This window comes from Cupriavidus sp. 05N40, from assembly GCF_056397305.1.
In genome coordinates this window covers 17,378-36,273 of sequence record NZ_JBFTND010000018.1, presented here as the reverse complement: position 1 = coordinate 36,273, position 18,896 = coordinate 17,378, and the positions used below count along the sequence as shown (strand labels likewise).

The 18,896-nt window shown below is 68.6% G+C and carries 18 protein-coding genes; 8 read left to right on the top strand and 10 right to left on the bottom strand.

Translation table 11 applies throughout. The features are described from left to right. Positions 1 to 68 precede the first annotated feature (68 nt). The 3 genes from AC1DO7_RS06775 to AC1DO7_RS06765 all read right to left on the bottom strand — a co-directional run bounded on the left by AC1DO7_RS06775 (position 69) and on the right by AC1DO7_RS06765 (position 4,521). Positions 69 to 410, bottom strand: a complete 342-nt coding sequence (locus AC1DO7_RS06775) for a hypothetical protein (RefSeq protein ID WP_441650325.1) — start codon at positions 408 to 410, stop codon at positions 69 to 71. A 239-nt stretch (positions 411 to 649) separates the two neighbouring features. Further along, entirely contained in the window at positions 650 to 3,397 is a 2,748-nt protein-coding gene (metH, locus tag AC1DO7_RS06770; protein ID WP_477115917.1) for a methionine synthase, read from the bottom strand. A gap of 35 nt (positions 3,398 to 3,432) precedes the next feature. Then, entirely contained in the window at positions 3,433 to 4,521 is a 1,089-nt protein-coding gene (locus AC1DO7_RS06765) for a homocysteine S-methyltransferase family protein (RefSeq protein ID WP_441621237.1), read from the bottom strand. 178 nt (positions 4,522 to 4,699) lie between these two features. Between AC1DO7_RS06765 and AC1DO7_RS06760 the strand changes: the two genes are divergently transcribed. Then, positions 4,700 to 5,092, top strand: a complete 393-nt coding sequence (locus tag AC1DO7_RS06760) for a rhodanese-like domain-containing protein (protein ID WP_441621239.1) — start codon at positions 4,700 to 4,702, stop codon at positions 5,090 to 5,092. A gap of 137 nt (positions 5,093 to 5,229) precedes the next feature. Here the strand turns inward: AC1DO7_RS06760 and AC1DO7_RS06755 are convergent, their stop codons facing one another. From AC1DO7_RS06755 to AC1DO7_RS06740, 4 genes are all read right to left on the bottom strand, one after another. Next, positions 5,230 to 5,487 carry a BTH_I0359 family protein gene (locus AC1DO7_RS06755; RefSeq protein ID WP_017227282.1) on the bottom strand — a complete coding sequence of 86 codons (258 nt, stop codon included), beginning with the start codon at positions 5,485 to 5,487 and terminating at the stop codon, positions 5,230 to 5,232. Positions 5,488 to 5,726: 239 nt separating this feature from the next. Further along, the gene (locus AC1DO7_RS06750; RefSeq protein WP_441621241.1) at positions 5,727 to 6,569 is read right to left on the bottom strand and encodes an alpha/beta fold hydrolase; all 843 of its coding nucleotides are present in this window, start codon (positions 6,567 to 6,569) and stop codon (positions 5,727 to 5,729) included. A 66-nt stretch (positions 6,570 to 6,635) separates the two neighbouring features. Continuing rightward, on the bottom strand, positions 6,636 to 7,712 hold the full coding sequence (locus AC1DO7_RS06745) for a DUF3108 domain-containing protein (RefSeq protein WP_477115920.1): 1,077 nt from the start codon (positions 7,710 to 7,712) through the stop codon (positions 6,636 to 6,638). Continuing rightward, a complete protein-coding gene (locus tag AC1DO7_RS06740) occupies positions 7,672 to 8,508 on the bottom strand; it encodes an IclR family transcriptional regulator (RefSeq protein ID WP_441621243.1) in 837 nt (278 codons plus the stop codon). Before AC1DO7_RS06740 ends, AC1DO7_RS06745 begins: the two co-directional genes overlap by 41 nt. Positions 8,509 to 8,852: 344 nt before the next feature. Here AC1DO7_RS06740 and AC1DO7_RS06735 point away from each other — a divergent pair, with 344 nt between their 5' ends. From AC1DO7_RS06735 to rfaE2, 7 genes are all read left to right on the top strand, one after another. After that, the gene (locus AC1DO7_RS06735) at positions 8,853 to 9,809 is read left to right on the top strand and encodes a Bug family tripartite tricarboxylate transporter substrate binding protein (RefSeq protein WP_441650255.1); all 957 of its coding nucleotides are present in this window, start codon (positions 8,853 to 8,855) and stop codon (positions 9,807 to 9,809) included. Positions 9,810 to 9,876: 67 nt separating this feature from the next. Beyond that, positions 9,877 to 10,860, top strand: coding sequence for a fumarylacetoacetate hydrolase family protein (locus AC1DO7_RS06730; protein WP_441621245.1), 984 nt, complete (start codon positions 9,877 to 9,879; stop codon positions 10,858 to 10,860). Between the two features lie 182 nt (positions 10,861 to 11,042). Then, positions 11,043 to 11,900, top strand: a complete 858-nt coding sequence (locus tag AC1DO7_RS06725; RefSeq protein ID WP_441621247.1) for an enoyl-CoA hydratase/isomerase family protein — start codon at positions 11,043 to 11,045, stop codon at positions 11,898 to 11,900. Between the two features lie 114 nt (positions 11,901 to 12,014). Beyond that, entirely contained in the window at positions 12,015 to 12,926 is a 912-nt protein-coding gene (locus AC1DO7_RS06720) for a PhaM family polyhydroxyalkanoate granule multifunctional regulatory protein (protein ID WP_441650254.1), read from the top strand. A gap of 40 nt (positions 12,927 to 12,966) precedes the next feature. After that, positions 12,967 to 14,217: a patatin-like phospholipase family protein gene (locus AC1DO7_RS06715; RefSeq protein ID WP_441650253.1), complete on the top strand. Its 1,251-nt coding sequence runs from the start codon at positions 12,967 to 12,969 to the stop codon at positions 14,215 to 14,217. A 225-nt stretch (positions 14,218 to 14,442) separates the two neighbouring features. Beyond that, entirely contained in the window at positions 14,443 to 15,306 is an 864-nt protein-coding gene (locus AC1DO7_RS06710) for a ferritin family protein (protein ID WP_441643559.1), read from the top strand. 100 nt (positions 15,307 to 15,406) lie between these two features. Beyond that, positions 15,407 to 15,901: a D-glycero-beta-D-manno-heptose 1-phosphate adenylyltransferase gene (gene rfaE2, locus AC1DO7_RS06705; protein WP_441621323.1), complete on the top strand. Its 495-nt coding sequence runs from the start codon at positions 15,407 to 15,409 to the stop codon at positions 15,899 to 15,901. Positions 15,902 to 16,176: 275 nt separating this feature from the next. Here rfaE2 and AC1DO7_RS06700 read toward each other — a convergent pair whose 3' ends face one another. The 3 genes from AC1DO7_RS06700 to AC1DO7_RS06690 form a co-directional block, all read right to left on the bottom strand. Beyond that, positions 16,177 to 16,926, bottom strand: coding sequence for an SPOR domain-containing protein (locus AC1DO7_RS06700; protein WP_441650252.1), 750 nt, complete (start codon positions 16,924 to 16,926; stop codon positions 16,177 to 16,179). Positions 16,927 to 16,993: 67 nt separating this feature from the next. Next, the gene (locus tag AC1DO7_RS06695) at positions 16,994 to 17,857 is read right to left on the bottom strand and encodes a type III pantothenate kinase (RefSeq protein WP_441650251.1); all 864 of its coding nucleotides are present in this window, start codon (positions 17,855 to 17,857) and stop codon (positions 16,994 to 16,996) included. Continuing rightward, positions 17,854 to 18,732, bottom strand: a complete 879-nt coding sequence (locus AC1DO7_RS06690; protein WP_441650250.1) for a biotin--[acetyl-CoA-carboxylase] ligase — start codon at positions 18,730 to 18,732, stop codon at positions 17,854 to 17,856. The genes AC1DO7_RS06695 and AC1DO7_RS06690 overlap by 4 nt, the downstream gene beginning before the upstream one ends. Positions 18,733 to 18,896: the final 164 nt, after the last annotated feature.

Below are 18,896 nucleotides of genomic sequence, written 5' to 3'. Positions count from 1 at the left end.
GCGCCGGCGTGGCCGCCGCAGACTGGCCAGCCGCGCGGGCTGGCCGGTCGCGCCATGCTTGCCGGTCCTTACTGGACCTTGGCCGCCGCGCCGGTGTCCGCTGCAGCGCTGGTGTCAGCGGCAGCCCCGCCCTTCTTCGCCTTGGCATGGCTGGCGTGCTTCTTGGTCTTGGCGGTGGCCTTGGCCTGCGCGTCGGCGCCAATCTTGGCATCCGCACCCGTGTCAGCGCCCACGCCCGCGTTCACACCTGCGCCGGCCGCTGCACCCTTGTCTGCGGGCGCGCTCATCGCGGGCGCCGCCATGGCGCCGGTGGCGCCTGCCTTCGCATCGACTCCGGTGCCTTGCGCCATGGCCAGCGAGGAAGCGGCAGCGATCGAGAGAGCGGAAAGGGAGATCAGCAGTTTGTTCATGGAGAGGCTCCTTGCAGTTAGCTCCGCGGCGAAACATTCGCTGCGGCGTTCACTTGATGTGAGCCCCCAGTCTATGGACGCGGCGCCGCGCGGTCTGTTAGGAGATGTAATGCCTTGTAAGGAGTAGTGAAGAACTTACAAAGCCGCGCGGTGCTGCCCGGCAGGCCGTTTGCCCTGCGTACCCAACGGCTTGCGGCGGCGCGGCAAGGCAAATTGCCGCCGCCGCCGGCCAGATGCGGTTACAGGTTTGGCGCGAGCGCGCGCTCGAGCACGCTGCGTTCCTCGCCGCGGCGCTCGACCATGTCGTCGAGCTGGTCCTGGCCGATCTTGCCCACCGAGAAATACGTCGACTCGGGATGCGCAAGATAGAAGCCGCTCACCGAGGCGGCCGGCGTCATGGCCAGCGAATCGGTGATGCCCATGCCGATCTCGGCGGCATTGAGGTACTCGAACATCGGCGCCTTGACCGTGTGCTCCGGACAGGCCGGGTAGCCCGGCGCCGGGCGCACGCCGCGATAGCGCTCTTCGATCAGCTGGTCGTTGGTGAGCACCTCGCCGGCGTCGTAGCCCCACAAATCCTTGCGCACGCGTYCGTGCAGGCATTCGGCGAAGGCTTCGGCCAGGCGGTCGGCGAGCGACTTCAGCATGATCGCGCTGTAGTCGTCGTGGTCGGCTTCGAACTGCGCTTCCTTCTTGTCCACGCCGATACCTGCGGTGACCGCGAACACGCCGATGTAGTCGGCGATGCCGCTGTCCTTCGGCGCGACGAAATCGGCCAGGCAGCGGTTGGGCCGCATCACGCCGTCGATCACCGGGCGCTCGCTCTGCTGGCGCAGGTTGTGCCAGGTCAGCGCGACCTGGCTGCGGCTCTCGTCGRTATAGATCTCGATATCGTCGTCGTTGACGGTATTGGCCGGCAGCAGGGCCAGCACGCCGTTGGCGGTCAGCCAGCGGCCCTGGATCAGGCGCGCCAGCATGGCCTTGCCGTCCGAGAACACGCGGCGCGCGGACTCGCCGACGATCTCGTCGTTGAGGATGTCGGGGAATTTGCCGGCCAGGTCCCAGGTCTGGAAGAACGGGCCCCAGTCGATGTAGTTGGCCAGCTCCGCCAGGTCGTAGTTGCGGAAGATGCGGCGGCCGACGAACTTGGGCCTGGGCGGCACGTAGGCGCTCCAGTCCACCTTCGTCTTGTTGGCGCGCGCCTGCGCCAGCGTCACCATCGGCGTGGCCTTCTTGTTGGCGTGCTGGTGGCGGATGCGCTCGTAGTCGGACTTCAGCTCGTCGAGGTAGCGCGCCGCGCCTTCATCGGACAGCAGGCTCGACGCCACGCTCACCGAGCGCGAGGCGTCCGGCACGTAGACCACCGGGCCTTCGTAGTGCGGCGCGATCTTGACCGCGGTGTGCACGCGCGAGGTGGTGGCGCCGCCGATCAGCAGCGGGATCTTCTTGATGCGGAAGTAGTCGTCGCGCTGCATCTCGGAGGCGACGTAGGCCATCTCCTCGAGCGAGGGCGTGATCAGCCCGGACAGGCCGACGATGTCCGCGCCCTCGACCTTGGCGCGCGCCAGGATCTCGTTGCACGGGACCATCACGCCCATGTTGACCACTTCGAAGTTATTGCACTGGAGCACCACCGACACGATGTTCTTGCCGATATCGTGCACGTCGCCCTTGACCGTCGCGATGACGATCTTGCCGCGCGCGCGCACGTCGCCGCCGGCCTCGGCCAGCAGGCGCTTTTCTTCCTCGATGTAGGGCAGCAGGTGCGCCACCGCCTGCTTCATCACGCGCGCGCTCTTGACCACCTGCGGCAGGAACATCTTGCCGGCGCCGAACAGGTCGCCCACGATGTTCATGCCGTCCATCAGCGGGCCTTCGATCACCTCGATCGGACGGCCGCCGCGCGCCTCCACGATCTGCCGCACTTCTTCCGTGTCTTCCACGATGAAGGTGGTGATCCCGTGCACCAGCGCGTGGGAAAGGCGGTCGCCCACCGGCACCGGGTTCTCGGGCGTGCCGCGCCACAGCAGGTTCTCTTCCTTCTTGGCGCCGCCGCCCTTGAAGCGGTCGGCGATTTCCAGCAAGCGGTCGGTGCTGTCCTCGCGGCGATTGAGCACCACGTCTTCCACGCGCTCGCGCAACTCCGGGTCAAGCTGGTCGTACACGCCGAGCTGGCCGGCGTTGACGATGCCCATGTCCATACCGGCCTTGATGGCGTGGTACAGGAACACGGTGTGGATGGCCTCGCGCACCGCGTCGTTGCCGCGGAACGAGAACGATACGTTGGACACGCCGCCGCTGACCTTGGCGTACGGCAGGTTCTGCTTGATCCAGGCGGTGGCCTCGATAAAGTCCACCGCGTAGTTGTTGTGCTCCTCGATGCCGGTCGCCACCGCGAAGATGTTCGGGTCGAAGATGATGTCTTCGGGCGGGAAGCCGACTTCATTGACCAGGATGTCGTAGCTGCGCTTGCAGATCTCGGTCTTGCGCGCGAAGGTATCGGCCTGGCCCTTCTCGTCGAAGGCCATCACCACGGAAGCCGCGCCGTAGCGGCGGATCAGCCCGGCGTGATGGCGGAACTGTTCCTCGCCTTCCTTGAGCGAGATCGAGTTGACCACGGGCTTGCCCTGCACGCACTTCAGGCCGGCCTCGATCACTTCCCACTTGGACGAGTCCAGCATGATGGGCACGCGCGCGATATCGGGCTCGGAGGCGATCAGGTTGAGGAACCTCACCATGGCGGCCTTGGAGTCCAGCATGGCCTCGTCCATGTTGATGTCGATGATCTGCGCGCCGTTCTCGACCTGCTGGCGCGCCACCACCAGGGCCTCGTCGAACTGGCCGTTGAGGATCATGCGGGCGAAGGCCTTGGAGCCGGTGACGTTGGTGCGCTCGCCGACGTTGACGAAGAGCGTGTCCTCGTCGATGGTGAAGGGCTCGAGGCCGGACAGGCGCATCGGGCGCGGCGGCAGGGTATCGTTGGTCATGGCTTGATCTTGTTCTGTAGGCTCGCGATGCATGTTCACGCCGCGATGTCGGCGTCACGGTACTGGCCGGGCCAGGCGCGCGGCTTCTTGCTGGCCACCCGTTGCGCGATGGCGGCGATATGGTCCGGCGTGGTGCCGCAGCAGCCGCCGACCAGGTTGACCAGGCCGGAGGCCGCGAACTCTTCCACCAGCGACGAGGTGACCTCCGGCGTTTCATCGAAGCCGGTCTCGCTCATCGGGTTGGGCAGGCCGGCGTTCGGGTAGCACGAAATGGCTGCGTCGCACACCTTGGCCAGCTCGGCGACGTACGGGCGCATCAGCGTGGCGCCGAGCGCGCAGTTCAGCCCGAAGGTGATCGGGCGCGCGTGGCGCAGGCTGTACCAGAATGCTTCCACGGTCTGGCCCGAGAGAATGCGGCCGGAGGCATCGGTCACGGTGCCCGAGATCATCACGGGCAGGCGCTCGCCGGTGTCCTCGAACAGCTGGTCGATGGCGAACAGCGCGGCCTTGGCGTTGAGCGTGTCGAAGATGGTTTCGACCAGGAACACGTCGGCACCGCCTTCGAGCAGGGCCTTGCCCTGTTCGTAGTAGGACTTGCGCAGTTCCTCGAAGGTGACGTTGCGCGCGCCGGGGTCGTTGACATCAGGCGAGATGCTGGCGGTCTTGGGCGTGGGGCCGAAGGCGCCGGCCACGAAGCGCGGCTTGTCGGGCGTGCTGTACTTGTCGCAGGCGGCGCGCGCCAGCCTGGCGGCCTCGACGTTCATCTCGTAGGCCAGGTCCGCCATCTTGTAGTCTTCCTGCGCGACCGCGGTGGCGCCGAAGGTGTTGGTCTCGATCAGGTCGGCGCCGGCGGCCAGGTACTGCTCGTGGATCTCGCTGATGACCTGCGGGCGGGTCAGCAGCAGCAGTTCGTTGTTGCCCTTGACGTCCACGTGGTGGCCTGCAAAGCGTTCGCCGCGGTAGTCGGCCTCGGACAGCTTGTAGCGCTGGATCATGGTGCCCATAGCGCCATCCAGGATCAGGATGCGCTCGCGCAGCAGGGCGGGCAGACTGGCCGCACGGGTGTAGGGGCGCGCCGGGGGGCGCGCGGCGGGCTGCGAGGCGGAACTTGGGGCGGCGCTCATGAGGGGCTTCTGCGGCAGGGAAAAGAGGTCGATTTTATCAGTTACATCAATGGTTTGCGGATTGGATGGGGCCGGCGCCAAAGGCCTCCTGCGTCGCCTGGCTGTTGCGGCCCGGCAGGGCACGGCCCTACACTGGGCAAACCCGTCCACCAACGCGATGCCAACGCAAACCCTGCCCATGCAACACCTCAGCCCCGGCGACGCGCAAGCCCTGCTTGCCGATTCGCCCGACGCACTCTTCATCGATTGCCGCAGCGAGATGGAATACCTGTTCGTCGGCCACCCCAAGGGCGCGCACAACGTGCCGTGGAACGACGGCCCGGACTGGGAAGTGAACCCGCATTTCGTGCAGGCGGTGAAGAAGCTGGCCGGCCAGGCGTCGGCGCGGCCGGTGCTGCTGATCTGCCGCAGCGGCAACCGCTCTTCGGCGGCGGCGCGCGCGCTGGAGGGCGCCGGCTTCACTACCGTCTTCAATGTGCTGCACGGCTTCGAAGGCGACCTGGACGCCGAGCGACACCGCAATACGCTCAACGGCTGGCGCCACGCCGGGCTGGCCTGGGAGCAGTACTAGGACGCCACCGCCACTCGCGGGTGGCCGAAAATCAAAAAGCCCGCGCTGTGCACGGGCTTTCCTGCCTGGCTCGGACCGGCTCCGGCACCACCTTGCGCAATGCAGAGGCAGCGGCCACGGCCGGGCGCATGATGCGTTTAGTGCATTACCAGCGGATGGGTCATCACCGTATCGAACTTTCCGAGGAAATCATCCACCTCTTCCACCGACGGCTCGCTTTCAATCAGACGCTTCACGTCCGCGCGAAAGCTCTCGGCCATCTGGCCGCCGAGAAAAATCTCGCGTTTCAGGTTCTTGTCGACGATTTCATAGCCGCCCGAGGCAAGAGGCGCATGCTCGACATCCGCACCAAACTCGACGATGCAATAATTGTCGCTGTTGTAGATCATTTGCATGGCACACCTCCGGGCTGTCATGGGTAAGCGGGGGGCCAACCATTGTTCAGTCTGCCGGCATGGTGCCCGGCTGCCCTCCGCGATTTCACCTCCAAGCTGAGGGTGTTCGCCTGGTTTTCAAGATTCTGCGTCGGCGAACCGCTTGAATGACCGCTCTAACTTCTCACAAGCGTTCCCTCACTATGTTGGGCAACGGCCGTCTGCGCAAGTTCTTAAGTTAGAGCGGAAAAGATATTTCCTCAGGGTGCGGCACACTGCGCACCGCACGCGGCGTTGCCCAGAAAGGCATCGAGCACGGCGTGGAAGCGCCCGGCCTGTTCGATATGCGACAGATGCGCGGCCTGCGGCAGGATCTCGAGGCGCGCGGCGGGAATGGCGCCGGCGATCTCCCGCGCCATCGCCGGCGGCGCGCTCTGATCCTCTTCTCCGGTCACCACCAGCGTGGGGCAATGGATGCGCGCGATCGCACCGGCCAGGTCGAAGGCCATGATCGCCAGCCCCGTGCCCACGTAGCCGTGCACTGGCGTTGCCAGCAGCATCTCGCGCACGCGTTGCGCCTCGTGCGCATGCGCGGCGCGGAACGGCGCGGTCAGCCAGCGCTCCAGCGTGCTGTCGGCCACGCCCGCCATGCCGTGCGCCTCCACATGCCCGATGCGGTCGTGCCACATCTGGTGCGCTTCGAGCGGCGTGCGGTTGACGGTATCGACCAGCGTCAGCGACAGCATCCGTTCCGGATACCGCAGCGCCAGGGTCTGGCCGATCATGCCGCCCACCGACACCCCCGCGAAATGCGCCTCCGGCACCGCCAGCGCGTCCATCAGGCCAGCCACGTCGTCGGCCATCCGGATCATCGAGTAAGCACCGATCGGCGCGTCGCTCTGGCCGTGGCCGCGCAGGTCGTAGCGCAGCACGCGGTAGCGCGGCGCAAGGTGCCGCGCGGTGGCGTCCCACAAGGTATGGTTGGCGCCCAGCGCATGCGCCAGAATCACCCAGGGGCCGTCGCCTCCGTCGATGCGCACGTGCAGGCTGACATCGCCCACGCGCACGCGGCGGGTTTCGGATGGTGGCTGGAGGGCATGCATGACGGATCTCCGGAAGTGGGTACGACACGGTGAACCACCTCGGCCCGCGGGCCGCGGCACGATGAATCAGCGCAGCGCTTCGCTGTCGCGGTAGACCAGTTCGATCTGCGTGCCGTCGGGCTCGGTCTGCCGCAGTTTCACCGGCATCCATTGCAATGATTGCGCCAGCCACACTTCCACGCGGCGCCGGTCGCCCGCATGCCGCGGCAGGCGCACGAAATGCTTGGCGCGCACCGAACCCTGCGCGGCTTCGACGTCCTCTTCCCCCACATACTGCACCTGCATGGGCTCCAGGTCACGCGTATCGCCCACGTCGAACGTCTCGGTCACGCCCGGCGATGCATAGCGCTGCGGCGTGCCGCGTACCATGCCCACCAGTTGCAGGAACACGCTGAAGCGGTCCTGCGCGTCAGGCGGCAGCGGCACCTGCTTGTTGCGGCCTTCGAATACCAGCGTCGCCCCCGCGCGGTCAAAGCGGGCCGCCTCCACGCGATTGCGCCGGCTTTCCTCGTAGCGTTCGGGCGCAAGGCCATGCTCGCCAAGTGCGCCGTTGCTGTGGAAGGCGAAGCGGAACCACAGCACGCGTGTCTCTACCGCCAGCTGGTAATGGCTGCCGTCATGCTGCCAGCGGATCAGCCCGTCCGGATTCTGGATGCCGTTGACGAAACTGGCGTAGTGCAACAGCATCGACGGCGGCGCCGCATAGCGAACGTTGTCGGCAGCCTCGGCGGCGGGCGCAGACGCCGCGGCGGAGGCAGGCGCCGAGGCGGCGCTGCCCGCCGTGCCGCCGGCGCTTGCCATGGCGGGGCCGGCCGGACCGGTCAGCAGCGCGGGGGCCTCGGCAGCTTCGGGCGGCGCCTCGGGTGGCGGGGTGGCCTCGGCCGGCGCCCGCACAGGACGGTGTTTCTGCGCGGCAGGCGCAGGCGGCCGCGCCTTTTCCAGGGGCGGCGCGGGCGGCGCCAGCAGGACCGCCTCGATGGGCGGCATGCCGGACGGGTCGATATGCGGCCCGCGGATGCCCATCAGGCCGGCCACCACGCCAAGATGCACGGCCAGCACCAATGCAAGCGCCGCCGCCCAGCGCAGGCGGCGCGAGACAGGTCTATCGCGAGAGGCCGTCTGGCCCGTGCGTCGGGCTGCCACCAAGATAACCAAGCTCCGAAGAAATCTGCCGCGCGATATCGCGCACGCGGCGGTCCACCGCCCCGCCCCATTCTGCATCGAATACGCTTTGCGCGCCGAGCACGATCAGGGCCATGGCGACATGCCCGTTGGCATCGAACACCGGCATCGAGAAAGCGTTGATGCCCGGCAGCACGCCACCCTTGATCCGCGCCGCGCCATTGGCCCGCACTTCGGCGCAGACCGCGTCGTAGTCGGCCTGCGAGCGCGGCAACTCCGGCAGCTCGTCATGGCCGCGCTCCGCCAGTTCCCGTTCGACCAGCGGCCGCGTTTGTTGTTTCGGCAGGTAGGCGCCGTAGAGACGGCCGGTGGCGGAGTTGAGCATGGGCATCACATCGCCCAGCCGCAGGCTCACCGTCACGGGGTGGCTGGACTCTTCCCAGTGCACGATGGTCGGGCCGTGGTTCCCCCACACGGCGATGCCGATGGTCTGGTCGATCTCGTCGCGCAGTTGCGACAGGATCGGGCGCGCCTTCTTGACCGGATCGAGCCGGTTCAGCCCGGCCAGACCAAGCTGCAGCGCGAAGGGCCCGAGGTCGTAGCGCCCGCCGACCGGATCCTGCACCACCATGCCCAGCCGCTGGAAACTGACCAGGTAGCGGTGGGCCTTGGCGGGGTTCATGTCGGCGGCGGCGGCCAGGTCGCGCAGCATCATGGCGCGCGGCGATACGGCCAGCGCCTGCAGCAGCTTGAAGCCGACCTCGATCGACTGGATGCCGGAGCGCAGCTTGGAATCGTCTTCTTCAGGTTCGGTCATGCGGCAACAAAGGGCTACTCAACAAAGGGCTACCAAGTGGCAAAGCGGATAAAGGCACGGCGCATCACACTGCCGGGAGCAACTCCGGGAAGCGCGGTGCCACCTTAGCCATAAATTTACTATAGCGAAATCGATTTACCAATTTTTAATCCGTGGGTAGACTTTGTGCGCACGACGAGCCGTCGCAGGCATGCGCCATGCAAAGTACATGGCGCGGCGCGGCCGCCTTCCAACCGGAGACAACCATGACCCGCCTTGCGCCCCGCGGCGATGCTGCCGCCAGCCTTTCCGCCCCACGTTCCGACTGCCGCCAACGCCGCTCCCCGCTGGCCCGTTCACTGCCCATGCTCGCCATGCTGGCGCTGGGCATCGCGACCGGCCAGCCGGCGCGCGCCGCGGACAACTGGCCGGGCCAGCCGGTGCGCTGGGTGGTGCCCTACCCCGCCGGCGGCGGCACCGACGTGGTGGCGCGCACGCTCGGCCAGGCCATCACGCCGGCGCTGGGCCAGCAGGTGGTGATCGACAACCGCCCCGGTGCCGCCACCATCGTCGGCGCCGACGCGGTGGCGCACGCCCGGCCCGACGGCTACACCCTGCTGACCGCCGACACCGCCACGCTGGCGGCCAACCCGTCACTCTACAAGAAGCTGCCCTACAACGCCGACAAGGACTTCGTGCATGTGGGCATGGTGGCGCGCTTTCCGCTGATCCTGGTCGCCACGCCGAACTTCCCGGCGCGCACGCTCAAGGAGGCGGTGGAGTATGCGCAGAAGAACCCGGGCAAGGTCAATTTCGCCTCGCCGGGCGCCGGCAGCCCGCATCACCTGGCCATGGAGCTGTTCATGGACCAGACCCACACGAAGATGACGCACGTGCCATACAAGGGCGCGGCACCGGCAGTGCAGGACCTGCTGGCGGGCCAGGTCGACCTGATGTTCCTGGACCTCGCGGCAGGCCAGCAGAACATCGTGGCAGGCAAGGTGCGCGCGCTTGGCGCGGCCACGCCCCGGCGCCTGCCGGCGCTGCCCACGGTGCCGACCGTGGCCGAGGCCGGCGTGCCCGGTTTCGAGGCCTACGCCTGGCAGGGCGTGGTGGCGCCGGCGGGCACGCCGCGCCCGGTGGTGACGCGCCTGAATGCCGAGCTGGTGAAGGCGCTCAAGAGCCCGGACGTGCAGAAGCGCTTCGAGGGCATCGGCGTGGAACCGGTGTCGGGCACGCCGGAGGAATTCGCGCAATATGCGCGCGCCGAGTCCGAGCGCTGGGGCAAACTGATCAAGGCCAAGGGCATCACGGTAGACTAGCGGGCCGCCGCGCCGGCCCCGCATGGCGCCGGCGCGGCACCCGCTTTGTCCCAATGTTCCCGAATACATGAAACTCGCCACCCTCAAGGACGGCTCGCGCGACGGCCAGCTCGTGGTCGTCTCGCGCGACCTCAAGACCGCGCACTACGTCAACGATATCGCCGGCACGCTGCAGGCCGTGCTGGACGACTGGAACTTCTATGCGCCGCAGCTGCAGGACGTCTACGACGCCCTCAACGCCGGCCGCGGACGCCATCCCTTCGCCTTCGATCCCCGTGCCTGCATGGCGCCGCTGCCGCGCGCCTACCAGTGGGCCGACGGCTCCGCCTACGTGAACCACGTCGAACTGGTGCGCCGCGCGCGCGGCGCCGAGATGCCGCCCGAGTTCTGGACCGATCCGCTGATGTACCAGGGCGGCTCCGACGACCTGCTCGGCCCGCACGACGATATCGTGTGCGCCAGCGAGGCCCACGGCATCGACTTCGAGGCCGAGGTGGCCGTCATCACCGGCGACGTCAAGGCCGGCGCCACGCCCGCGCAGGCCGCCGAGGGCATCCGCCTGCTGTTGCTGGCCAACGACGTGTCGCTGCGCAACCTGATCCCGGCCGAGCTGGGCAAGGGCTTCGGCTTCTTCCAGAGCAAGCCGGCCACGGCGTTCTCGCCGGTGGCGGTGACTCCGGACGAGCTGGGCGAAGCCTGGCGCGAGCGCCGCGTGCACCTGCCGATGACGGTGCACTGGAACAGCAAGAAAGTGGGCTGGCCCGATTGCGGCACCGACATGGTGTTCGATTTCGGCCAGCTGATCGCGCATATCTGCAAGACGCGCAATGTGCGCGCCGGCAGCATCGTCGGCTCGGGCACGATTTCCAACGTGGACCGCAGCAAGGGCTACTGCTGCATCGCCGAGAAGCGCATGCTGGAGATCATCGACGGTGGCCAGCCCGTCACCGGCTTCATGAAGTTCGGCGACGCGGTCAAGATCGAGATGTTCGACGCGCAGGGCCACTCGGTGTTCGGCGCCATCGACCAGCTGGTGTCGGCGCGCAGCTGAGACGACGCACGGCGGCCGCTGGCGGCGGCGCGGCCGACGTGCTTATAATTTACCGACCGCTCGGTTGGCGAATTGCCACCGGTTGCGCGATCACCGGATCCGCAGCCGCCGGCGGCGCCCCGGGCCGCCTGGCGCGGCCCGGCCCACGCTCCACTATGGAATGGCCAAGGCCATCGCAGCCCATGTCCGCACTCCCCCCGCAAGCCCCGCCCCCCGCTCCCGAAGGCACCCCGCCGCTTTCGCCGCGCTATGCCCGCTACAGCGCGCTGACCCTGCGCCAGCACGGGCCCATCCTCGAGATCGTGATGGGCGCGGACCAGTCGGCCAACCGCAAGCTGGCCACCGCCGACGCCAATATGCACCGCGAGCTGGCCGAGATCTGGCGCGACGTCTCCGCCGACCCCGACATCCGCGTGGCGCTGATCCGCGGCGAAGGCAAGGGCTTCTCGGCCGGCGGCGACCTCTCGCTGGTCGAGGACATGGCCAACGACTTCGCCACCCGCACGCGCGTATGGCACGAGGCGCGCGACCTGGTCTACAACGTCATCAACTGCGACAAGCCCATCGTGTCCGCCATGCACGGCCCGGCCGTGGGCGCCGGCCTGGTGGCAGGGCTGCTGGCCGATATCTCGATCGCCGCCAGGAACGCGCGCATCGTCGACGGCCATACCCGGCTGGGCGTGGCGGCCGGGGACCATGCCGCCATCGTGTGGCCCCTGCTGTGCGGGATGGCCAAGGCCAAGTACTATCTGATGCTGTGCGAGTCGGTGAGCGGCGAAGAGGCCGAGCGCATCGGGCTGGTGTCGCTGGTGGTGGACGAGTCGGAACTGGTCGAGCGCGCCTTCGACGTGGCGCGCCGGCTGGCCGCCGGCTCCCAGACCGCGATCCGCTGGACCAAGTACGCGCTCAATAACTGGCTGCGCATGGCGGGCCCGTCGTTCGACAGCTCGCTGGCGCTTGAATTCATGGGCTTTGCCGGCCCCGACGTGCAGGAAGGCGTGGCCAGCCTGCGGGAAAAGCGGCCGCCGCAGTTCGATTGAGGCAGTCCGCTTGTTGCAGTCCGTTGATGCAGTCCGCTTGATGCAATCCGATTAAAGTAGTTCGACCCCCGCAGCCGGCCATGCCGGCTGCCGACCCCTCGGAGGCGAGTGACCATGTTTGGCCAGATTCCTGATTTCACCAACGGCTTCGAGTTCCTGCGCAAGATGTGGGGCAGTGCTGCCGGCATGCCCGGCGGCCTGATGCCCGGCCTGCAGGCCATGACCCCACCGATGGACCTGGAAGAGCTGGAGAAGCGCATCCAGGACCTCAAGGCGGTGGAAGGCTGGCTGCAGCTCAATGTGAACCTGCTGCGCACCACCATCCAGGGCCTGGAAGTCCAGCGCGCCACCCTGGTGGCGCTGCAGACCTTCGGCAGCGCGCTCTCGCCCGAGGCCATGCAAAGCGCGATGGAAAACGTGGCGCGTGCCGCCAACGCGCCCAGCGCCGTGCCGCCGCACCAGCGCAAGGAGGAGCCGTCGCCGCCGTTCCGCGCGCGCCCCGAGCCCACGGTGGAAGAAAACGAGGACGAGGAAGACAACGGCCCCGAGGAAGGGCAGCCCGAAGCCGCCGATGCACCCGAGGCCGGGGCCGCCCAAGCCGGCAGCCACGAAGGCGCCGCGGCGCCCAACGCCGGCATCTGGTGGGACATGCTGCAGCAGCAGTTCAACCAGATCGCCGCCAGCGCCGCCACCTCCAGCCTGAATCCGTTCGGCAACCTCGGCAGCTTCGGCATGCCGGGCGCGGCCACGCCCGAGCCCGCACCGGCCACGCCGGCGACGGCGCCGCGCGGCGAGGCGGCGGCCGGCACGGCCAAGCCGGCAAAAAAGGCGCCCGCCGGGAAATCCGCTGCAAAGACTGGCGCAAAGACCGGCGCAAAGACCGGCACGAAAGCCGCGGCGGAACCCGCCGGCAAGGCGCCCGCCAAGCCCGCGAGCAAGACCCCGGCCAAGGCACCGGCCAAGCGGCCGGCAAGCAAGACACCCGCCACCGCCAAGCCGGACAGCTCGCCCGGCGACGAAAGCTGAGGCAGCGCCCGGCCTGTCCCCTGAACCCGCCCCAAAGCCCATGCCGTCACAGAAGACCACTTCGCTGATCATGCTGGGCGGCGGCGCGCGCGCGGCCTACCAGGCCGGCGTGCTGCGCGGCATCGCACGCATCGCCGCCCGGCACGGGCGCGATCGCGGCCGCATTCCCTTCGACATCATCTGCGGCACTTCGGCCGGCGCCATCAACGGCGCCGGCATGGCCATCAACGCCGCCAACTTCCGCGCCGCGGCCGACAGCCTGGGCGCGCTCTGGAGCGGCATCCACGCCGAGGACGTCTACCGTACCGGCCTGATGGGCGTGGGCGCCTCGGGCGCGCGCTGGCTCTCCGCGCTGGCCTTCGGGTGGGCAACCCGCCGCGCGCCGCGCGCGCTGTTCGACAACACCCCGCTGGGCAGCATGCTGAGCGAGCTGTTCGATCCCGAGCGCGTGCAGGACAGCCTGGATGCCGGCGACCTGCAGGCCTTTGCCGTGACCGCGCTGTCCTATACCACCGGCCGCCACGTCACCTTCTACCAGTCGCACCGCCGCATCCATCCGTGGAAACGCAGCCAGCGGCTGGCGGTGGAGGCAAAGATCGGCGTGGACCACCTGCTCGCCTCATCCTCGATCCCGTTCCTGTTTCCCGCGCTGCCGCTGGAACTGGAGGGCCACCACGAGTGGTTCGGCGACGGCACCATGCGCCAGATGTCGCCGCTCTCGCCGGCCATCCACCTGGGCGCCTCGCGCATCCTGGCCATCGGCGCGGCCTCGCGCCAGCGCCCGGGCTGGTTCGACACCGTGCCGGCGGGCGGCTACCCGTCGCTGGCGCAGGTGGGCGGGCAAGCGCTGGCGAGCATCTTCCTGGACGGTCTTTCCGCGGACCTGGAACGGCTGCAGCACATCAACAGCCTGCTGTCGCGGATGCCGGAAATCGCCAACGACCGCGAAGGCTGGCGCCCGATCCAGGTGATGACCGTCGCGCCCAGCGAACCCATCGAAGCCATCGCCGCCGAACACGTGCAACGGCTGCCGCGCACCGTGCGCGCGCTGCTGGCGCCGCTGGGCGGCACCGAGGCACGCGGCGCCGCCTTCGCCAGCTACCTGCTGTTCGAGCCGGAGTTCACCAAGGCGCTGATCGGCCTCGGCGAGCGGGACGCGATGGCGCAGCAGCACGAACTCGCCGCTTTCCTGTACGACGCCGTCGCGCCGGACACCGGCGGCAGGCCCGGGCCTGCCGACGCGCCCGCGGCTGCATTTCAGCGCGAACCACCGACAGGCGTGACGGCCTAACCTATATGGCCCGCGCCATGAGTGGCTTATTATTCCCTTTGTGCTTGTCGRTCCTCCCGGAACGCGAACGGACGGGACCGGTAAGCGGCCACCCAGGCGCGATATTCGCCCACTAGTTTGCCTTGCGCGGGCCAAGGCGCAGGCAAGCTCTTGCTTTCGACACAAAAAGGGCGTTGGGAATAATTCGCATCTGGTAGAATCTGCGCGTAATTTCAAAGGCTTACCATGCTCTACCCCGAACTGTTCAAATCGCTGGAAGCGGTCCGTTGGCACATGGACAAGGACATCCCCTGGGATTCCTTCGACCCGAGCCTGCTCACCGACGACCAGGCCAAGACGATTCGCATGAATGCCATCACGGAATGGTCGGCCCTGCCCGCCACGGAGATGTTCCTGCGCGACAACCGCCACGATTCCGACTTTTCGGCCTTCATGAGCATCTGGTTCTTTGAAGAACAGAAGCACTCGCTGGTCCTGATGGAATACCTGCGGCGCTTCCGCCCGGACCTGGTGCCGACCGAGGAAGAACTGCACGCCGTGCGCTTCGAGTTCGACCCGGCCCCGCCGCTGGAAACCCTGATGCTGCATTTCTGCGGGGAAATCCGCCTGAACCACTGGTATCGCCGTGCCGCCGAATGGCACACCGAGCCGGTCATCAAGCAGATCTACCGCACCCTGTCGCAGGACGAAGCCCGCCATGGCGGCGCCTACCTGCGCTACATGAAGAAATACCTCAACCAGTTCGGCGACAGCGCGCGCTCGGCGTTTGCCAAGATCGGCGTGCTGATGGCCTCGGCGCGCCGCACCGACAAGCCGCTGCACCCGACCAACCTGCACGTCAACAAGAACCTGTTCCCGAACGACACCATCCAGTCGCGGCTGCCGGATCCGGACTGGCTCGAGCACTGGCTCGACGAACAGATCCGCTTCGACGAAGGCTGGGAGAAGAAGGTGATCGAGCGGATCCTGCACAATATGTCGCTGCTGTTCGAGCGCACTTTCGAGACGGTGCAGGACCTGAACCGCTACCGGAAGGAACTGAATGCCCGGTTGCAGGCCGCAGGTGGCGCGCAGCCCGCGCAGGCCTGAGCCCGCCCTTTGCGCCGGAGGTTGCCTAGCGCCTTCGGAGTGACGAGCCCCATCCGATGATGGGGCTTTGTTTTTTCAAGCCAACCCGCCGCCCATCGCCATGCTCCCCGCCTCCTTCGAGTCCAAACTGGTCCCGCCCGACAACGCCGCAGCGCTGGCGGAGCATCTGGCCGCGCTGCCGCGCCCCATGGTCTTCACCAACGGCGTCTTCGACATCCTGCACCGCGGGCATGCCACCTACCTCGCGCAGGCGAGGGAGATGGGCGCCAGCCTGGTGGTGGGCGTCAACAGCGACGCCTCGGTCCGCATGCTCGGCAAGGGCGACGACCGCCCGCTCAATCACGAGACGGACCGCATGGCACTGCTGGCCGCGCTGGCATCGGTGGACCTGGTGGTGATGTTCCGCGAAAAGACGCCGGTGGAGCTGATCCGGCTGGTGCGCCCGGACATCTACGTCAAGGGCGGCGACTACGACATCAATACGCTCGAAGAAACGCGGCTGGTGCGCAGCTGGGGCGGGCAGGCGCACGCCATCGCGTTCCGGCACGACCGCTCCACCACCAAGCTGCTGGCCAAGGTGCGCCAGGGCGGCTGAGCCCCTGGCCCAAGCCGCGCAACGACAGTACAACCGGTACGGCAAGGCCGCGCAACGACGCCAGGATCTTTTTGAAGCAGCCCCCTGAGGCTGTTTCAAAATGAAGCGAAGCGGTCCTGGCTAGGGCGGAGCAGGGAATTCGGATCACGCAGTGATCCGCCTGCGCAGCGGTGCGCGCCTGCCAGCGCGCATGCGCCCTGCAAGGGCGCGGCCGCAGACAGTACAACCGGTACGGCAAGGCCGCGCAACGACGCCAGGATCTTTTTGAAGCAGCCTCAGGCGCAGGTCAGCATGGCCTGGACGCCATAGCGGCGGCGCACCTCATCAAGGCGCGTGCGCAGCGCGGCATCGACGTTGCGCACACGCAGCCACTGGCGCGTGAGCGGATGCGGCGCGTCGCTCAGCAGCGCGGTGCGCACGCCGTGTTCGCGCAGGTTGTCGAGGAAGTGCTCGGCATGCTCGCGCTCCTGGAACAGGCCAAGCGATACCGTATAGGTTTCCGGCGAGCCGCCGCTGACCACCGCCACATCGGTGATATTGCGCCGGCGCAGCTCGCCCAGCTTGCGCTCCAGGTTTTCACGCGAAGCCTGCGGCGGCAGGTGGATCCACCAGCGCGCCTGTTCCTGCCGCTCGAACTGCTCGACCCGCCAGCCCCCCGGCGGCGCGCCGGCCAGCTCGTCGGCCACGCGCCGCACCAGTTCCCCGTTGAAGCCCCCAATCTCCACGCAGGCCGCGGCGGGCGCGGCTGCCTGCACGGCGCTGGCGCCTGGCGCGTCCGGCGCGCCCTGGCCCGGTTCGAGCTGCTGCAGCGCAGCCGCCGGCGCGGGCGCGGAGGCCGCATGCGCGCCTTCTTGCCGCGCCAGCTGGCGGAAACGTTCGGCGCGCGTCTGCTGGGCGGCGCGTTCGGGCTCGCGCGGGCTTTCCAGCCATCCTGACAAAGGCCGGGGGCCGAAGGCGCCGAGCACGGCGGCCAGCAACAGGGCGTTGAGCAATGCCAGCAGGATGAACAGGTTTCGCAGGAGCATGGGGGCGATGCGGGGCGGAACGCCGGGTCGGGCGTGAAGGAGTTGGGAAAATCCGGACAACGCGGGCTCAGCCCGGCAAGGTATCGAGTCCGCTCTGCGTGGCCATGACATGCAGGCCGAGCAGCACGAGATTATCGTGCATCTCGAACGGCATGGAGAGCGCGTTGGCGAGTATGTGGCGAGCGCCGCCCGAGAGCAGGCAGCGCACCGGCCCCCGTTCGGCCAGGGCGCGCCAGGTGCGCTCCACGGCACCGGCCTGCGCCGCCAGGCAGCCGGCGGCGATGGCGTCGCGCGTATTGTCGGCCCAGGGCGCGGCAAGGCCGGCATCGCCGGCCCCCAGCGCGGGCAACTGCGCGGTGTTGCGCGCCAGCGCGCCCAGCATCAGGTCCAGCCCGGGCAGGATCAGGCCGCCCTCGAAGCGGTCCTGCGCGCTCACCACGTCGAGCGTGGTGGCGGTGCCGGCGGTGACGATCAGCAAGGCACCATGCGGGCGGTAGCAACGCGCGCCGATGCTGCCGATCCAGCGATCCACGCCGAGCTGGCCGGGATCGCGGTAGCCGTTGACCAGGCCACCGAAGCGCGGCGCCGAGCGCACCCAGTTGGCCTTGGTGCCGGCGCCGAACTCCGTATCCAGCGCGGCCTGCAGGCTGGCCGCCAAGGCCGCGCCGGCCACGTTGCTGACCCACACCAGCGGCCGCGTGCCGGCGGGCATGGTCTCGCGCAGCGCGCCCCACTGCGCCAGCAGGGTGGCAAGTTCGTCGTGGGCCACCGCGCCCCAGTGCTGCCACGGCGCGGGCAAGGGGCCTTCCGCGACCGCGCCGGGCCAGGCTTGCTGGCACCAGGCCCATTTCAGGCGGGTGTTGCCGATATCGATCAGCAGTTGCGGCACGGCCGCCGTGCCCGCGGATGCGCTGGCCACGTCGATGCTCATGCCTGCGCTCCGCCGGTGCCGGGCTGCGCCGGCCGCAGCGAGACCTCGCCGCTGGAAACACGCTCCAGCCCGGCAGCCGTTTCAAGCAGCAGGTGGCCTTCGCCATCCACGCCGCGCGCCAGCCCTTCGGCCTGCACCTGGCCATCGTGCAGCAGCCGCACGGGCTGGTCGCGATAAGCGTCGCGCGCAGACCAGCGCTGCGCCATCGGCGCGAAGCCGGTGGCGATGAACTGCACGCGCATCGCCGCGAGCCGGTTCAGCACGGCAGCCAGCAGCGCGGTCGGGTCGGCCGCCGGCAGGTACTCGCCCACGCCGGCCAGGCTGCGCCCGAGCGCGACTTCCATCTGCGCATCGCGCACCAGGTTCAGGCCGATGCCGATCACCGCCCACACCCGCTGCGGTCCCGCGGGCACCGATTCGATCAGGATGCCGGCCAGCTTGCGGCCGTCGATCTGCAGGTCGTTGGGCCATTTCAGGCCGACGGCGGCGCCAAGCCGTGCATCGCAGTCGGCCAGCGCCTCGGCCAGCGCCAGGCCGACGGCCAGGCTCAGCCCGCTGAGCCGCGACGGCGCCAGCGGCAACGGCAACGCGACCGAGAAGGTCAGTCCGGCCTGGCCTTGCCAGGGACGGCCCTGGCGCCCGCGCCCGGCGGTCTGGCGATAGGCCAGGCGCAGCGCGCCGGCCTCGCCCCACGCAGCGCTGCGGCTGGCCAGCGTCAGGTCGGCATTGGTGGAGCCGGTCTCGTCGACCACGTCCAGCGCCCAGTCGCGCGCGGCGCCGTCCAGCGCGGCGCGCAGGCGCCCGGTGTCGATACGCCAGGCGGGTGCCGGCGGCGAAGGCGAGGACGGCGGGAGCGAAGGCTGGTCAGAGGACATGCGGAGCAATGTAGACGGAAAGCAGGGGAAACACGGGAAGCACGGAGCACAATGGGCGCAAGGGCCGCGCACGGCGTCCCCCCTGCGGGGCGGGCCAGCCCGCATTGTAGCCGCGCCCATCGCTCACGGATCGGGTGATGGATCGGGTGATGGATCGGGTGACG

Coding starts and splice junctions, on each gene's coding strand:
- AC1DO7_RS06695 (WP_441650251.1), bottom strand. CDS start 17,857: ATGAGCATCGACGTGGCCAGCGCATCCGCGGGCACGGCGGCCGTGCCG.
- AC1DO7_RS06765 (WP_441621237.1), bottom strand. CDS start 4,521: ATGAGCGCCGCCCCAAGTTCCGCCTCGCAGCCCGCCGCGCGCCCCCCG.
- AC1DO7_RS06735 (WP_441650255.1), top strand. CDS start 8,853: ATGCTCGCCATGCTGGCGCTGGGCATCGCGACCGGCCAGCCGGCGCGC.
- AC1DO7_RS06715 (WP_441650253.1), top strand. CDS start 12,967: ATGCCGTCACAGAAGACCACTTCGCTGATCATGCTGGGCGGCGGCGCG.
- AC1DO7_RS06710 (WP_441643559.1), top strand. CDS start 14,443: ATGCTCTACCCCGAACTGTTCAAATCGCTGGAAGCGGTCCGTTGGCAC.
- AC1DO7_RS06700 (WP_441650252.1), bottom strand. CDS start 16,926: ATGCTCCTGCGAAACCTGTTCATCCTGCTGGCATTGCTCAACGCCCTG.
- AC1DO7_RS06690 (WP_441650250.1), bottom strand. CDS start 18,732: ATGTCCTCTGACCAGCCTTCGCTCCCGCCGTCCTCGCCTTCGCCGCCG.
- AC1DO7_RS06750 (WP_441621241.1), bottom strand. CDS start 6,569: ATGCATGCCCTCCAGCCACCATCCGAAACCCGCCGCGTGCGCGTGGGC.
- rfaE2 (WP_441621323.1), top strand. CDS start 15,407: ATGCTCCCCGCCTCCTTCGAGTCCAAACTGGTCCCGCCCGACAACGCC.
- AC1DO7_RS06775 (WP_441650325.1), bottom strand. CDS start 410: ATGAACAAACTGCTGATCTCCCTTTCCGCTCTCTCGATCGCTGCCGCT.
- AC1DO7_RS06760 (WP_441621239.1), top strand. CDS start 4,700: ATGCAACACCTCAGCCCCGGCGACGCGCAAGCCCTGCTTGCCGATTCG.
- AC1DO7_RS06740 (WP_441621243.1), bottom strand. CDS start 8,508: ATGACCGAACCTGAAGAAGACGATTCCAAGCTGCGCTCCGGCATCCAG.
- AC1DO7_RS06725 (WP_441621247.1), top strand. CDS start 11,043: ATGTCCGCACTCCCCCCGCAAGCCCCGCCCCCCGCTCCCGAAGGCACC.
- AC1DO7_RS06720 (WP_441650254.1), top strand. CDS start 12,015: ATGTTTGGCCAGATTCCTGATTTCACCAACGGCTTCGAGTTCCTGCGC.
- AC1DO7_RS06730 (WP_441621245.1), top strand. CDS start 9,877: ATGAAACTCGCCACCCTCAAGGACGGCTCGCGCGACGGCCAGCTCGTG.
- AC1DO7_RS06755 (WP_017227282.1), bottom strand. CDS start 5,487: ATGCAAATGATCTACAACAGCGACAATTATTGCATCGTCGAGTTTGGT.